Origin of the sequence: Vibrio pomeroyi (genome assembly GCA_041879425.1) — a bacterium.
Lineage (GTDB): Bacteria > Pseudomonadota > Gammaproteobacteria > Enterobacterales > Vibrionaceae > Vibrio > Vibrio pomeroyi_A.
On record CP090854.1, the window covers coordinates 3,198,505 to 3,214,161 of the forward strand.

Annotated in this window: 20 protein-coding genes; 12 read left to right on the forward strand and 8 right to left on the reverse strand. The window is 45.3% G+C overall.

Going from position 1 to position 15,657, the window contains the following annotated elements; all coding sequences use genetic code 11:
- Positions 1-62: 62 nt before the first annotated feature.
- From murA to mlaF, 7 genes are read right to left on the reverse strand one after another with little or no spacing between them, the layout of a single operon-like run.
- Positions 63-1,328 carry a UDP-N-acetylglucosamine 1-carboxyvinyltransferase gene (gene murA, locus L0992_14060; GenBank protein ID XGB66799.1) on the reverse strand — a complete coding sequence of 422 codons (1,266 nt, stop codon included), beginning with the start codon at positions 1,326-1,328 and terminating at the stop codon, positions 63-65.
- An 8-nt stretch (positions 1,329-1,336) separates the two neighbouring features.
- The gene (ibaG, locus tag L0992_14065; GenBank protein XGB66800.1) at positions 1,337-1,591 is read right to left on the reverse strand and encodes a BolA family iron metabolism protein IbaG; all 255 of its coding nucleotides are present in this window, start codon (positions 1,589-1,591) and stop codon (positions 1,337-1,339) included.
- Positions 1,592-1,604: 13 nt separating this feature from the next.
- Positions 1,605-1,913, reverse strand: a complete 309-nt coding sequence (locus L0992_14070) for a lipid asymmetry maintenance protein MlaB (protein XGB66801.1) — start codon at positions 1,911-1,913, stop codon at positions 1,605-1,607.
- Positions 1,913-2,572 (reverse strand): phospholipid-binding protein MlaC, encoded by a 660-nt coding sequence (locus L0992_14075; protein XGB66802.1) that lies wholly within the window; start codon positions 2,570-2,572, stop codon positions 1,913-1,915. The genes L0992_14070 and L0992_14075 overlap by 1 nt, the downstream gene beginning before the upstream one ends.
- Before the next feature lie 4 nt (positions 2,573-2,576).
- Positions 2,577-3,068 carry an outer membrane lipid asymmetry maintenance protein MlaD gene (gene mlaD / locus L0992_14080; protein ID XGB66803.1) on the reverse strand — a complete coding sequence of 164 codons (492 nt, stop codon included), beginning with the start codon at positions 3,066-3,068 and terminating at the stop codon, positions 2,577-2,579.
- Between the two features lie 2 nt (positions 3,069-3,070).
- Positions 3,071-3,850 (reverse strand): lipid asymmetry maintenance ABC transporter permease subunit MlaE, encoded by a 780-nt coding sequence (mlaE, locus tag L0992_14085; GenBank protein ID XGB66804.1) that lies wholly within the window; start codon positions 3,848-3,850, stop codon positions 3,071-3,073.
- A gap of 1 nt (position 3,851) precedes the next feature.
- Complete coding sequence (gene mlaF, locus L0992_14090) at positions 3,852-4,646, reverse strand: phospholipid ABC transporter ATP-binding protein MlaF (protein XGB66805.1); 795 nt, start codon at positions 4,644-4,646, stop codon at positions 3,852-3,854.
- A gap of 265 nt (positions 4,647-4,911) precedes the next feature.
- Here mlaF and L0992_14095 point away from each other — a divergent pair, with 265 nt between their 5' ends.
- The 12 genes from L0992_14095 (at position 4,912) to mgtE (ending at position 14,186) form a co-directional block, all read left to right on the forward strand.
- Positions 4,912-5,877 (forward strand): calcium/sodium antiporter, encoded by a 966-nt coding sequence (locus L0992_14095; GenBank protein XGB66806.1) that lies wholly within the window; start codon positions 4,912-4,914, stop codon positions 5,875-5,877.
- A gap of 34 nt (positions 5,878-5,911) precedes the next feature.
- On the forward strand, positions 5,912-6,883 hold the full coding sequence (gene kdsD / locus L0992_14100) for an arabinose-5-phosphate isomerase KdsD (GenBank protein ID XGB66807.1): 972 nt from the start codon (positions 5,912-5,914) through the stop codon (positions 6,881-6,883).
- On the forward strand, positions 6,883-7,440 hold the full coding sequence (gene kdsC, locus L0992_14105) for a 3-deoxy-manno-octulosonate-8-phosphatase KdsC (protein XGB66808.1): 558 nt from the start codon (positions 6,883-6,885) through the stop codon (positions 7,438-7,440). The genes kdsD and kdsC overlap by 1 nt, the downstream gene beginning before the upstream one ends.
- Positions 7,437-8,000, forward strand: coding sequence for an LPS export ABC transporter periplasmic protein LptC (gene lptC / locus L0992_14110; GenBank protein XGB66809.1), 564 nt, complete (start codon positions 7,437-7,439; stop codon positions 7,998-8,000). The genes kdsC and lptC overlap by 4 nt, the downstream gene beginning before the upstream one ends.
- Positions 7,981-8,475, forward strand: a complete 495-nt coding sequence (gene lptA, locus L0992_14115) for a lipopolysaccharide transport periplasmic protein LptA (protein ID XGB66810.1) — start codon at positions 7,981-7,983, stop codon at positions 8,473-8,475. The genes lptC and lptA overlap by 20 nt, the downstream gene beginning before the upstream one ends.
- Positions 8,476-8,477: 2 nt before the next feature.
- Entirely contained in the window at positions 8,478-9,203 is a 726-nt protein-coding gene (lptB, locus tag L0992_14120; protein XGB66811.1) for an LPS export ABC transporter ATP-binding protein, read from the forward strand.
- Between the two features lie 54 nt (positions 9,204-9,257).
- The gene (locus tag L0992_14125) at positions 9,258-10,718 is read left to right on the forward strand and encodes an RNA polymerase factor sigma-54 (GenBank protein XGB66812.1); all 1,461 of its coding nucleotides are present in this window, start codon (positions 9,258-9,260) and stop codon (positions 10,716-10,718) included.
- A gap of 64 nt (positions 10,719-10,782) precedes the next feature.
- On the forward strand, positions 10,783-11,070 hold the full coding sequence (gene hpf, locus L0992_14130) for a ribosome hibernation promoting factor (GenBank protein XGB66813.1): 288 nt from the start codon (positions 10,783-10,785) through the stop codon (positions 11,068-11,070).
- Between the two features lies 1 nt (position 11,071).
- Positions 11,072-11,533, forward strand: coding sequence for a PTS IIA-like nitrogen regulatory protein PtsN (gene ptsN / locus L0992_14135; GenBank protein ID XGB66814.1), 462 nt, complete (start codon positions 11,072-11,074; stop codon positions 11,531-11,533).
- A gap of 1 nt (position 11,534) precedes the next feature.
- Entirely contained in the window at positions 11,535-12,404 is an 870-nt protein-coding gene (gene rapZ, locus L0992_14140; protein XGB66815.1) for an RNase adapter RapZ, read from the forward strand.
- Positions 12,405-12,406: 2 nt separating this feature from the next.
- Positions 12,407-12,682, forward strand: a complete 276-nt coding sequence (locus L0992_14145; GenBank protein XGB66816.1) for an HPr family phosphocarrier protein — start codon at positions 12,407-12,409, stop codon at positions 12,680-12,682.
- Positions 12,683-12,830: 148 nt separating this feature from the next.
- On the forward strand, positions 12,831-14,186 hold the full coding sequence (gene mgtE / locus L0992_14150) for a magnesium transporter (protein XGB66817.1): 1,356 nt from the start codon (positions 12,831-12,833) through the stop codon (positions 14,184-14,186).
- Positions 14,187-14,278: 92 nt separating this feature from the next.
- Here mgtE and pmbA read toward each other — a convergent pair whose 3' ends face one another.
- Entirely contained in the window at positions 14,279-15,622 is a 1,344-nt protein-coding gene (gene pmbA / locus L0992_14155; GenBank protein ID XGB66818.1) for a metalloprotease PmbA, read from the reverse strand.
- Positions 15,623-15,657 lie beyond the last annotated feature (35 nt).

A 15,657-nucleotide genomic window follows, 5' to 3' on the forward strand; every position in this document is an offset into this window, starting at 1 on the left:
CGAAACCAAGGTTCCGACTTTTGTGTTTTCGTTTTACTGACTCATGAACTCACTAACCTAAGTTAGCTAGACTCACGAAATCGTGTAATGTTTGCGCCTAGGGCTGACAGTTTATCTTCAATCTTATCGTAGCCACGATCGATGTGATAAATACGGTCAACGATGGTTTCACCTTGAGCGATACAGCCAGCAATAACAAGGCTCGCTGATGCACGAAGGTCCGTTGCCATTACTTGAGCGCCGCTCAATTTTTCCGTTTCACCACAGATAGCCGTGTTGCCTTCGATTTCTGCTTTTGCACCCATTCGCTGTAATTCAGGAATGTGCATGAAGCGGTTTTCAAAGATAGTCTCAGTGATAACACCACTGCCCTTCGCCATCATGTTAAGCAGGGTAAACTGAGCTTGCATGTCGGTTGGGAAACCAGGGTGAGGTGCTGTTACGATTTTCACCGCTTTCAGCTCACGACCTGTCATATCAAGGCTGATCCAGTCTTCGCCCGTTTCAACCTTCGCACCCGCTTCTTCAAGCTTCGCTAATGCAGCTTCAAGAAGATGAGCGTTAGTGTTACGACAAACAACTTTACCGCCAGACACTGCCGCAGCAACAAGGAACGTGCCCGTTTCAATACGGTCTGCAACCACAGAGTGTTGACCACCACCAAGGCGTTCAACACCTTCGATAGTAATCGTATCTGTACCTGCGCCAGAGATCTTAGCACCCAGTTTGTTTAGGAAGTCTGCGGTATCAACAATCTCAGGCTCACGCGCAGAGTTGTCTAATACTGTTGTACCTTCCGCGAGTGTTGCTGCACACATGATAGTAATCGTAGCGCCAACGCTTACTTTATCCATCACGATGTGCGCGCCTTTCAGACGGCCATCAACGCTTGCTTTAACATAACCATCTTCCAACGTAATCGTTGCACCTAGCTGCTCTAGGCCATGGATATGCAGATCAACTGGACGAGCACCAATCGCACAACCACCAGGAAGTGACACTTGGCCTTCACCAAAACGAGCCACCAGTGGACCTAAAGCCCAGATAGAAGCACGCATTGTTTTTACTAAATCGTAAGGCGCACAAAATTCATTAATTTCGCTGCCATCAACATGAACACTACCGTTACGTGATACTTTTGCGCCAAGACGCTTTAGTAGTTCCATCGTGGTATCGATGTCACGTAGGTGAGGAACATTACTCACTTCCACTGGCTCTTCAGCAAGAATTGAAGCAAATAAGATAGGTAGCGCTGCATTTTTTGCGCCTGAGATCGTCACTTCACCGCTTAGCGGCTTGTCCGATCCAATAACTCGAAACTTTTCCATCATAAACCTTAAAGTGACATCAGTTTCTTATCACGTTCCCACTCTTCTGGCGTGAAAGCCTTAATAGAAAGAGCATGGATGTCATTGCGTTGAATGTATTCCATTAGTGGGCCGTAGATTAGTTGCTGCTTCTTAACTCGATTCATGCCGTCAAAACATGGATCAACTGCAACAACTTCGTAATGACTGCCTTCACCCTTCACGAAAATCTCTTGAAGGTTCAGTGCCTCTGCTAATAATTCTTGTACTTTTGTGCTGTCCACAAATAGCTCCTGCCTAATTTTTTATGTGTTCTGCCATCATTGGCTGGATATTGCTCAATTGGAACAACGTTCGTAATTGTTCTGGCACGAAACTGAGCATTATATGACAGTTTTGATTTTTTGCATGCTCTAATAAGTGAATTAGCATCACCATTCCTGCTGAATCGACTCGATTTATATGGCTAAGGTCAATTTCAACGCTCGATTCCGTTGTTTGCCACTTTTCCAATATACGCCAGATTGCAGGGACACTGTCTCGGTCAATATCACCGAGCAGCTGATACTCTTTAGAGCTTAGTGCTTGCCATTGAGAATGGCTCATTATTTGTTACTCTCAAAACGAATAGGTTGTGCGGCCAGTTTCTCTAGTTCGTCGGCAACTTGTAAGATACCTTCTTGACGAATCTTAGTATTCCACTCTGACTGCTTGCTCGATAACAGGCTAATGCCTTCGGCAACCATATCAAACGCCTTCCACTCGCCCGACTTCTTGTCTTTACGAAGCTTAAACTCAAGCTTGATATTAGGTCGCGGCGAATCGATGATGTCTACCTTGATACTGGTAATGCGGCTATCCGCTTTGATTTTTGGTTCAGGACCAAATTCAATTGTCTGATCTGTGTATTGAGTCAGTACTTGAGCGTAAGAAGAAACCAGGTATTTACGGAATGAGTCGATAAATACGCGCACGTCTTTTCTATCTGCGCCTTTCAGGTTTGGCCCAAGTAACTTAAGTGCTGCATATTGCGCATTCACATAAGGCATCAACTCTTCTTCCACGATGACCTTCAATAGTTCTGGGTCTTGGTGGATGTTGTCTTGTTCGCTCTTCAAACGCTCAAATGCAACTTCTGCTACTTGAGTCATCATCTGGTATGGCTGAGTACGATCAATCGCTTCTGCAGCAAAAGCTTGAGCCGACATAAGAAAAGCGACGGCAGTCAGAAACCATACTTTGAATAAGTTATTCGTCTTTAACATGTGCCTACTCCTTAGCTTCGCTATCATCAGAACCACCAACGCTATACAGCACTTGGCCAATCAAATCTTCTAATACTAATGCTGACTTGGTGTCTTCAATCGAGTCACCATCAACCAACATCTCTTCATCGTCAAAAATGAAACCCGGCACCAAGCTGATGTACTGCTCACCGATTAAGCCAGACGTTAAGATTTGAGCACTAGAGGTATCTGGAAATTGTGAGTACTTCGAATCAATAGACAATTGAACTACAGGAAGATAGCTCTCAGTATCAAGCTCAATGCTTTGAACTCGGCCAACAACCACGCCCCCCACTTTCACAGGAGAACGAACCTTTAGGCTACCAATGTTGTCAAAGGTCGCTTTTAAGTTGTAAGTATGGTTCGAACCTATACCTTTTACGTCAGCGACTTGAAAGATCATGATTAAGATTGCGCAAATTCCGGCAATAACAAAGGTGCCGACCCATAATTCTAATTTTCGAGTTTGTTGCATGATTAATTCCCAAACATCAATGCGGTAAGAACAAAATCTAGCCCTAATACCGCTAGAGAAGAGTGCACTACTGTGCGTGTGGTTGCCTGACTGATACCTTCAGAGGTCGGTACCGCATCATAACCATTGAAAAGTGCGATCCAAGTTACGGTGATAGCGAAGACCATACACTTGATCATGCTGTTACCAATATCTCGGCCTAGCTCAACAGAAGACTGCATCGCAGACCAGAAACTACCGTGGTCAATACCTTTCCAATCAACACCCACTAACTGACCGCCCCAAATACCTACCGCCATAAAGATCATAGCAAGCAATGGCATTGAGATAAGCCCGGCCCAAAGTCGTGGTGCAATAATACGTTTTAGAGGATCAACGGCCATCATCTCAAGGCTTGAGATCTGCTCCGTTGCCTTCATTAAGCCAATCTCAGCCGTTAACGCCGAACCAGCGCGACCTGCAAACAGCAGTGCTGTCACTACAGGGCCAAGCTCACGTAGTAATGAGAGCGCGACCATTTGACCAAGGTTGCCCTCTGCGCCGTAGTCAATTAACACAACATAACCTTGCAGGCTAAGTACCATGCCAATGAACAGACCCGAAACTAAAATAATAGCCAATGACTGAACGCCAACGCTATAAAGTTGTTTTACTAATAAAGGGAAGTTTTTTAGTCGCGGGATGCCAAACAAAGCCCCGAATAACATCAGGCTTGCTCGACCAAATGACTCACAAATCGCAAGTGTGCGTCTACCGACACCCGCAATAGTTTTAGCAATCATATTAAAACAAATCCTTTTCTAGACTTTGTGCAGGGAATCTAAACGGCACCGGGCCATCAGCTTCACCTTGCAAGAATTGCTGCACTCTCGGATCGTCATTGTTGTACAACTCTTCCGGCGTTCCTGCAGCAATGATTTTGCTATCAGCCATGAGATAAACCCAATCCGCAATACTCATTACCTCTGGAACATCGTGAGAAACGACAATCGAGGTTAAGCCCAACGCTTGATTGAGGTTACGGATAAGCTCAACCAAAACCCCCATGGTGATTGGGTCTTGGCCAACAAAGGGTTCATCGTACATGATGAGCTCTGGATCCAAGGCAATCGCACGTGCCAACGCCGCTCTTCTCGCCATACCACCAGACAATTCACTCGGCATTAACTGTGCCGCCCCTCGTAACCCTACCGCCTCAAGCTTAAGTAGTACGATGGTACGAATGAACTTTTCATTCAGTTCAGTGTGCTCACGTAGTGGAAACGCCACATTATCAAAGACATTGAGATCCGTAAAAAGTGCACCCGACTGGAAAAGCATGCTCATTTTTTTTCGTGCTTGATACAGCTTTCGACGTGATAATGCAGGGATATTATCGCCATCAAACCAGATTTCGCCTTCATCTGGCGGCAATTGACCACCAATCAAACGCAGCAAGGTCGTTTTACCGATCCCTGACGGCCCCATGATTGCGGTTATCTTGCCTTGAGGTACCTCTAAACTTATATCATCAAAGATAACGCGATCACCGCGTGAAAAGCTGAGGTTCTTAACTTTCACAAGCTCAGTGTTCAACATATTTTTGTTGTTTCCTTGCTTTAAAAAACGCCATTTATGGCTGCAATAATAATGAGTCTACTTTAGAATTAAAAGCACTGTTCGATTAATTCATATTAAACAGAAAAGTATGGCAGGGATTTGAAAGCATTGAGAAATTATCCATTCGATTCTATTTCTTTACTACTAACTGGTAATTAATTTGTCGAGTGACTTCCCTTTTAACTAGCAACAAGTCAAAATTAGCGGTTAATTCTCCGTTTTTTATTAATTTTTAGGAATCATCATGCTTGAAGCGATTGCGTTTCTTATTATCGGTCTAGGTTTTTTGGTGTGGAGTGCAGATAAGCTGGTTTACGGTGCCGCTGCTCTTGCTCGAAACTTCGGTATTTCACCACTAGTTATCGGTATGACGATCTTAGCAATGGGGTCTTCGGCTCCTGAAATGATGGTTTCTGCAACCGCAGCCCTTGATGGCAAAACAGATACAGCCGTTGGTAACGTTTTAGGTTCAAACATCGCCAACATCGCGCTGATTTTAGGTATTACAGCGCTGATTAAGCCATTATCTATTAGCTCAGGCGTGATTCGTCGTGAACTACCATTAATGATCGGTGTCACTCTACTAGCGGGCGCCCTATTGTGGGACAACCACCTAGGCTTCTATGAAGGCGTATTATTGTTTGTTCTTTTTGCCGCGTTTTTGTTTGCTATGTTGCAAATCAGCCGCAGCGAGAAAAAGAACGGCGATGCTTTCCTTGATGAGCAAGAATCAGAAATTCCAGAAGGCGTAAGTAACCCTAAAGCCGCAATGTGGGTGGTGATTGGTCTAATCATCCTACCTTTAGCTGCTGATATGCTGGTAGATAACGCCGTGATCATCGCGAAATTCTTCGGCATGAGCGACCTTGTGATTGGTTTAACCATCATTGCTGTTGGTACTAGCCTTCCTGAACTTGCAGCATCACTGGCTGGTGTAATGAAAGGTGAAGACGATATGGCCGTGGGTAACATCATCGGTTCAAACGTATTCAACATTCTTGCTGTTATGGGTATCCCGGGCATCTTGAACCCTTCAATCTTGAGCGAGTTTGCGATGGGCCGTGACTTCTGGGTAATGCTAGGTGTCTCACTACTGCTTGTTGTGATGGCGCTAGGAAAATCACGCAGTGTGAATCGTATTGAAGGCGGCGTGTTAATCGTGACGTTCGTGGCCTACCAAAGCTACCTACTAATGAACATGTCAGCTTAATTGTTGATTTAACTTCCCGTACTTGGAGTATTTGATGTCTCAGCCATTTGATTATCGCAGTGTTGCCAAACAAGTTTTGGAAACCGAAGTTGCAGGTCTAACTCAATTAGACCAATATTTTAATGATGATTTCTGCAAGGCTTGTGACCTTATCTTGAACAACAAAGGCAAAGTTGTTGTGATGGGTATGGGCAAATCAGGCCACATTGGCAACAAAATCGCGGCAACGCTGGCAAGTACCGGAACATCGGCTTTCTTTGTACACCCAGGTGAAGCGGCACATGGTGATTTAGGCATGATTGAGCCGGGTGATATCGTGATTGCGATATCCAACTCAGGTGAATCGGGAGAGATCCTCAGCCTGTTCCCAGTACTAAAGCGCCTCAACATCAAGATTATCAGCATGACAGGTAAGCCAGCATCGAACATGGCGACCTTATCTGATATCCATTTACAAATTTCAGTACCAGAAGAAGCGTGTCCTCTGGGCTTAGCACCAACGACTAGTACCACAGCAACTTTGGTTATGGGTGATGCATTAGCCGTTGCACTTTTACAAGCGCGAGGCTTCACCGCTCAAGATTTTGCACTGTCTCACCCAGGTGGCGCTTTAGGTCGTCAACTGTTATTGAAACTCGACGACATCATGCACACCGGTGATGCTCTTCCTGTTGTAGCACCCGATGCGCTAGTAAGAGACGCTCTACTAGAGATATCTCAGAAAGGCTTGGGCATGACAGCCATCGTTGGTGAAGACGGTCAAATGGCCGGTATTTTTACTGATGGTGATTTACGCCGTATCTTAGATAAACGCGTTGATATTCATAACACTCAGATCGGCGATGTGATGACGCTAAACCCGACGGTAGCAGAACCCAACATGCTTGCGGTTGAGGGCCTTAACTTGATGCAAGCGAAGAGCATCAACGGCTTGATGTTGTGCCAAGAAGGCAAACTGGTTGGAGCGCTAAACATGCATGACTTACTGAAAGCAGGAGTAATGTAATGACACAGACAGTCGAAACTCTATACGGCACGGTCGATGCTGATGTATTTGCAGTAGCAAAAGAGATCAAACTCCTAATTTGCGATGTCGATGGAGTCTTCTCTGATGGTCGCATCTACATGGGCAACAACGGTGAAGAGCTAAAAACCTTCCACACTCGTGACGGTTACGGTATCAAATCACTGATGAACGCAGGCATAGAAATCGCGATCATCACTGGCCGTAAATCTCAGATCGTTGAAAATCGAATGACGGCGTTGGGCATTAAGCTGATTTATCAAGGTCAGGACGATAAAGTTAAGGCATACCAAGATATTTGCGATAAGCTTTCTGTAAGCCCTGAAAATACAGGTTACATCGGAGACGATCTGATCGACTGGCCTGTAATGGAAAAAGTTGGCTTGAAGGTATGTGTTGCAGATGGTCACCCGCTACTTGCAAAACGTGCGAACTACGTGACAACCATTAATGGTGGTCATGGTGCGGTACGTGAAGTCTGCGACCTTATTTTACAAGCAAGAAATGAACTCGACGTGCATAAAGGTTTAAGCATATGAGTTTTACTCGTATTATCTATTTAATACTAATATTTATTGCCTCTTGGTCGACCTATTATCTGTACGACAAAGAGCAAACATCGACGATACAAGTGCCTCCAAATTTGGAGCTGCCCGCGTTTAGTGGCAAAAGTCTAAACAACATTAGCTATGACCAATCTGGTATCCGTAGTTATCAAGTTGAATCGACCTATTTAGAACACTACTCAGTGGTTGGCGACACGCACTTTCAAAACCCAGTCCTTTCGGTATTTCGCGAAGGACACACGATTGAATGGCAAGTCACCGCTGATCGCGCGATTATGGATGAGAATCAAGTTGTCACTTTTTATGACAACGTAGTGGCAAAGAACCTGCTGCCAGAAGCGAGCTTCGATACGATGACCACAGATAAAATGGTTGTTGAACTGACTAGCCGAGATTTTTATTCAGAGACTCCGGTCCATATGATCGGTACATTTTTTGAAACTGAGGGGCAAGCAATGAAGGGTAACTTCGGTACCAACAATGCAACCCTCTTTAATTCTGTTCAAGGTAGATATGAAACTCTTACACCTTAGTTTATTCGCTTTGACCCTTGCGGCGCCTAATGTCTATGCCCTTTCTTCGGATAGCGAGCAACCTGTCTACATTGACTCAGACAGCCAGCAATTGGATATGAAAAGTAACCAAGTGACTTTCCTTGGTGATGTAAACCTTAAGCAAGGTAGCATCAACATCAATGCCGATAAGGTTATTGTTACTCGTAACGCCGTAAACGGTGAGATTGAAGAAATTCAAGGCTTCGGTAAGCCTGCAACCTTCTCTCAGCTAACTGACGACGGGAAGACACTCTACGGTGAGGCTGACGACCTGCATTACCAACTTGTTGCTGACCGATTGATCATGACCAAGAATGCGATGCTATCTCAAGATGGCAGCATCATTCGTGGCTCTAAGATCACTTACCAGATCGGCTCTCAGAAACTAGTCGCTGACAGTGGTGAGAACAAACGTGTGTCAACGGTTTTACAACCAACGGAAGTGAATAAGTAACGATGGCTGTCTTAAAAGCAAAAAACCTAGCGAAAACATACAGCAAGCGTAAGGTAGTAACCGACGTTAGCTTGCAGGTGGAGTCAGGTCAGATTGTTGGCCTGCTTGGACCAAACGGTGCAGGTAAAACCACGTCGTTCTACATGATTGTTGGTCTGGTTGCGCGTGATGAAGGCACTATCAGTATTGATGACCGAGACATCAGTATCTTGCCAATGCACAGTCGTTCACGTCTTGGTATCGGTTATCTGCCTCAAGAAGCGTCTATCTTCCGTAAGCTGTCTGTAGAGAACAACATCATGGCGGTTTTACAAACCCGTGATGAGATGACCAACGAACAGCGTCAAGATAAACTGGAAGACCTGTTAGAAGAATTCCACATCCAACATATCCGCACCAGTAATGGTATGGCTCTGTCGGGTGGTGAGCGTCGTCGTGTTGAGATTGCTCGAGCACTAGCAGCAAATCCTCAGTTTATCCTGCTGGATGAACCGTTTGCCGGTGTTGACCCAATCTCAGTAATCGATATCAAAAAAATCATCGTTCACCTGCGCGATCGCGGCTTGGGCGTTTTGATTACCGACCACAACGTTCGTGAAACTTTAGACGTGTGTGAAAAAGCTTACATCGTAAGCCAAGGACACCTGATCGCTGAGGGTACTCCTGAAGATGTTCTCAATAACGAACAAGTTAAACAAGTTTATCTAGGCGAACAATTCCGTCTATGATTATATAGAGAGTATCGAGAGTTCTAAGAATAATAACTAGGTAAGTAACACTGAATGAAACCCTCATTACAACTTAAGCTAGGCCAACAGTTAGCAATGACTCCTCAATTGCAGCAAGCGATTCGTTTGTTGCAATTGTCTACTTTAGATTTGCAACAAGAGATCCAAGAAGCACTTGAATCTAACCCACTACTCGATGTCGAAGAAGGCAATGAAGATACGCCAACATCGGAAGAAAAACCTAGCAGTGACGAGAAAGAAACAGTTGAAGCCACAGAGCAAGACTTACCTGATAGCTCAGACTTAATCGAAAAATCAGAGATTGGCAACGAACTCGAAATCGACACAACTTGGGAAGATGTCTACAGCGCAAATACCGGCAACACTGGCATTGCGATTGATGATGACATGCCTGTTTATCAAGGCGAAACCACACAAAGCCTGCACGATTACCTACTTTGGCAACTCGATCTAACACCATTCACAGATACTGACCGAAGCATTGCTTTCGCGCTAATTGACGCCATCGACGACTATGGCTACCTAACCGTATCTTGTGAGGACATCCTTGAAAACTTCGATAATGAAGAGATCGAGCTTGATGAGATTGAAGCCGTTCGTAAACGAATTCAGCAATTTGATCCATTAGGCGTCGGTTCAGTAAACCTGCAAGATTGCTTATTACTGCAACTGGCCACCTTCCCACAGGATACACCTTGGCTTGAAGAAGCTAAGTTAGTGCTTACTAGCCACATCGACCAACTCGGTAATCGTGATTACAAACTCGTTATCAAAGAGACCAAGTTGAAAGAAGCAGAACTGCGTGAGGTTCTGCAGCTGATTCAACAACTGGATCCACGACCTGGTAGCAAGATTACGCCAGATGAAACCGAATATGTGGTTCCAGATGTGTCTGTATTTAAAGACCTTGGCAAATGGTTAGTGACCATTAACCCTGATAGCGTACCTAAGCTGAAAGTGAATCAGCAGTACGCCGATCTGGGGAGCAAAGGCAACAGCGCTGACAACCAATACATCCGTTCAAACTTGCAAGAAGCGAAGTGGCTAATCAAAAGCTTAGAAAGCCGAAATGAGACGCTACTCAAAGTTGCGCGATGCATTGTTGAACATCAGCGTGATTTCTTCGAACATGGCGAAGAAGCGATGAAGCCAATGGTGCTTAACGACGTTGCATTAGCCGTTGATATGCATGAATCCACAATCTCTCGTGTGACGACTCAAAAATTCATGCATACGCCTCGTGGTATCTTCGAACTGAAATACTTTTTCTCAAGCCATGTCAGTACTGACAATGGCGGTGAATGTTCATCAACAGCAATTCGCGCACTCATTAAGAAGCTCGTCGCGGCAGAAAATACCGCGAAACCTTTAAGTGATAGCAAGATTGCTGCTTTACTGGCTGACCAAGGAATTCAGGTAGCTAGACGTACCATAGCGAAATACCGTGAGTCTCTGGGCATTGCCCCATCGAGTCAGCGTAAACGCCTGTTATAAATAATTTAGCCCGCAGTTTCGTTAAACTATTTATAACTAGGTAACCAACTGAAAAGGAAAGTCTATGCAAATCAATATTCAAGGCCATCACGTTGATCTTACCGATTCAATGCAAGACTATGTTCACACCAAATTCGACAAACTTGAGCGCTTCTTTGACCATATCAATAGCGTTCAGGTTGTTTTAAAAGTTGAGAAAATCAATCAAATCGCAGAAGCTACCCTGCATATAAATCAGGGGGAAATCCATGCGACAGCAACAGATGAAAGCATGTATGCCGCGATTGATTCATTGGTTGATAAACTCGTTCGCCAACTCAACAAGCACAAAGAAAAGCTAAGTAGTCACTAACATGCAATTAAGCGAAGTACTTTCATTGGACTGCACCAAAAGTGCAGTCCAATGCACAAGCAAAAAAAGAGCCCTTGAGCTCATCAGTCAGATCGCAGCAGAAAGCTGTGGTCAAGATTCAACAGAGCTGTTTGAGTGCATGTTGAGCCGTGAGAAAATGGGCAGTACAGGTATTGGTAATGGCATAGCTATTCCCCATGCTCGTATGAATGTCAGTGATAAAGCGATTGCTGTATTACTGCAATGCCAAGATCCAATCGAATTCGATGCTATTGATAATCGTCCTGTCGACCTACTATTTGCTCTGCTTGTTCCAAGTGAACAGTGCAAGGAGCATCTAAAAACCCTTTCATGTATGGCAGAACGACTTAACGACAAGCAGACTCTTAAACAGTTGCGTAATGCTCAAAGCGATCAAGAGCTTTACGACATCATGATTCAAGTGCCAACTTGCGAGCAATAACATGCGATTAATCGTGGTTAGTGGCCAATCCGGGGCCGGTAAAAGTGTTGCGTTACGAGTCCTTGAAGACTTGGGGTATTACTGTGTTGATAACCTCCCCGTAAACCTGCTCAACGACTTCGTCGAATCGGTACGCGAGATCAATCAAAACGTTGCCGTGAGCATTGATATTCGTAACCTACCGAAAGAGCCTCAGCTAGTCACAGACACGCTAGAGCAACTTGAAGCTGCCACTGATATTGACGTGAACGTGTTGTTCCTCGATGCAAGCAAGCAGACGTTACTCAAGCGCTACAGCGAAACACGCAGAATCCACCCTCTATCAATCGGCCAAGAAAAGCTATCTCTTGAGCAAGCGATTGATTTAGAAAAGACACTCCTGACACCTCTTGCTGAACAAGCCAGCATTGTGATTGACAGTAGTGACTGCAACCTCTACGAATTGAGTGAAAAGGTTCGCTTTAAAGTTGAAGGCAAAGAGAAGCAAGAGCTGATCATTGTCTTTCAATCGTTCGGTTTCAAATATGGCCTGCCAAGTGACGCTGACTATGTGTTTGATGTTCGCTTCTTGCCTAACCCTCACTGGGAACCAGATTTACGACCATTAACGGGCCTCGATGCCCCAATTCACTCTTTCCTAGAAAAACACCCAGAAGTTATTGAACTCAAGCAACAGATCCAAGGCTTTGTTGAGCAGTGGCTACCAATGTTAGAGAAGAATAATCGCAGCTACCTAACAGTCGCGATTGGTTGTACTGGCGGTAAGCATCGCTCGGTTTATCTAACTCAGAAAATTGGTGAGTACTTCGAACAACTTGGTCATCAAGTTCAAATCAGACACGCCTCCCTAGAGAAGCACCAACAGGGCTAACCATGGAATTAACTCGAACTGTACTGATCCAAAACCGCTTGGGTCTTCACGCTAGAGCAGCCGTAAAGTTGGTTGAGCTTGCACAAAGCTTTGATGCGACCATCACTATCCATAGTGAAGAAGATAAAAGCGCGACAGCAGACAGCGTGATGGGCCTGCTGATGCTGGAATCAGCACAGGGGCAACACATTACCATTCAAGCTGCTGGCACCGATTCACAGCAAGCACTGGATGCTGTCTGTCATCTAATTGAAGACAAGTTTGATGAAGGTGAGTAGCGAAAGCGCTTCATTTACAACACCCAAAACTCAAACAGCGAACCAACCAATATTAAATCTTAGTTCTACCTAAGTTTATGATTTAAATAAGCCCCAGAATTAAGTTACTATTCCAAGCATTGTTAGAATAATGAGATAGGAGGAAAATATGGCAGAGCAATTAGAATTCGACCAAGCTCACCAAACCCTCCAAGAAGTCAGCGAAGCCCTAGAAAACGGCCGATTTGTTCACGTACGCCGACAACTTCAGGACATGGAACCTGAGGATATTGCACACCTTTTAGAAGCCTCCCCTCGCAAAAGTCGTGACGTACTCTGGCAACTCACCGATCCAGAAGACTACGGTGAAATTCTTGATGAACTAAACGAAGACGTCAAAGATGCTCTTGTGTCGAAAATGGCACCTGAGACCTTGGCAGAAGCAACAGAGGGCATGGAAACTGATGACGTCGCGTACGTACTTCGAAGCCTACCCGACGATGTTTCTCGCGAAGTCCTTTCTCAAATGGACTCCGTTGATCGTGCTCTAGTTGAAACCGCCCTATCGTACCCTGAAGATTCAGCAGGTGCGATCATGAATACCGACGTAATCACGATTCGTGGTGATGTCGATGTCGACGTTGTATTACGCTACATGCGAATGCGTGGCGAACTGCCCGATGCAACCGATGCGCTGTATGTTATCGATGAAGAAGAACGTCTTATCGGTAACCTATCGCTTACTACGCTAGTAACAACTCAGCCTGATGTTCCAGTTTCAGAAGTGATGGATGACGCCGACGAAGCGATCGCGGTTGAAACCAGTGCTTCAGATATCGCGAGCCTATTTGAACGTCGTAACTGGGTTTCTGCACCTGTCGTCGATAGTAACCAGCACCTTGTGGGTCGTATCACCATCGATGACGTGGTTGATGTTATCCGTGAAGATGCCGAACACTCAATGATGAGTATGGCGGGTATGGACGATGACGAAGATACCTTCGCTCCGGTCGTAAAATCCGCTCGTCGTCGTAGCGTCTGGCTTGGTGCTAACGTACTCGCGGCACTGGCTGCGGCATCTGTTTCCAATATGTTTGAAGCAACGCTTGACCAAATGGCAGCGATTGCGGTTCTGATGACTATCGTGCCTTCTATGGGCGGTGTTGCTGGTAACCAAACCGTTGCACTGGTGATTCGTGGTTTAGCACTCGGTCATATCGGTGACAGTAACAAACGCGAACTACTCCTCAAAGAAGCGGCTATCGGCTTCCTCAACGGCGTTCTATGGGCCGTTATCATTGGTGGTATCGTTGTGGCTTGGAAAGGCAACTGGATACTGGGAGGCATCATCTCAGCTGCGATGATGACCAACTTGATTGTCGCGGGTATTGCTGGTGTAACCATCCCTGTGATGCTGAAGAAGATGAATATCGACCCGGCATTGGCAGGTGGTATGGCACTCACAACAGTTACTGATGTTATTGGCCTATCGGTGTTCCTAGGCTTAGCAACCATACTGATCTAGTTATCATAAGCAGCTAGCCATTTTTTGACGAAATACAGAAAACAAAAAGGGAGCCATTGGCTCCCTTTTTTAATTCATCAGATTGAATTGAATTACTCGCCCGCGACTTTCATCGACTCAAGCAAGATAGAACCTGTTTGAATCTGTGAACGCGTTTCAACATCGTTACCGACTGCAACGATCTGATTAAACATATCTTTTAGGTTACCCGCAATCGTCACTTCCGATACTGGGTATTGGATCTCTCCGTTCTCAACCCAGAAACCTGCAGCGCCACGAGAGTAATCGCCTGTTACTGTGTTTACGCCTTGCCCCATCACTTCAGTGACTAGGAAGCCCGTACCCAACTCTTTTAGCATCTGCTCAAAGTTTTGACCGGTCGATTTAACGAACCAGTTATGAATGCCACCAGCATGACCGGTTGGCGTCATATCCATTTTACGTGCGGCATAGCTCGTTAGTAGGTAAGTTGCTAGCACACCGTCAGTGATGATTTCACGATCTTGAGTGAACACACCTTCGCTATCAAATGGGCTTGAAGCCAAACCACGTAGGATATGAGGACGCTCAGAGATATTGAACCAATCAGGTAGGATTTTCTGGCCTAAATGATCTAATAAGAACGACGACTTACGGTAAAGATTACCACCACTGATCGCCATCACTAGGTGACCGATAAGACCTGTAGCAACATCATTTGCGAACATGATTGGGTATTGGCCTGTTGGTAGCTTTTTCGCATCCAAACGGCTAATGGTCTTTTCTGCAGCTTCTTGACCAACACGCTCAGGCGTCCACAGCTCATCACGGTGACGTGCAACGGTGTAGCTGTAGTCACGTTCCATTTCACCATTAGCGCCTTGTCCAATCACACAACAGCTCGTGCTATGACGGCTTGAAGCGTAGCTTGCTAATAAGCCATGGCTGTTACCGTAAACCTTAACGCCGTAGTGGCTGTCGTAGCTTGCGCCATCACTTTGTTTGATCTTGTCGCTATAAGCTAACGCTTGCTTCTCAGCAGCAATCGCAATCTCAGCGGCATAGTCTGGGTTAGGTTCATCAGGGTGGAAAAGATCCAAGTCTGGAATTTCTTTTACCATGTATTCTTTTGCTGCAGGACCTGCAAACGGGTCTTCAGATGTATATTGAGCGATATCAAGTGCGGCTGCTACCGTTTGAGCAATCGCCTTCTCACTCAGATCAGATGTAGATGCGCTGCCTTTTTTCTGGCCGCGATAAACAGTAATACCAAGTGCACCATCACTATTAAATTCAACGTTTTCCACTTCACACATGCGTGTTGAAACACTTAAACCCGTTGACTTAGTAATAGCAACTTCAGCGGCGTCGGCACTCACAGAGGCCATGTCCAACGCTTTTGCTACTGCGGCTCCTAGCTCAACTCTTTGCTGGGCGACTTGCTGTTTTACATCCATATCTATTCTAATTTTTTAGGTCAATATTACGTAGG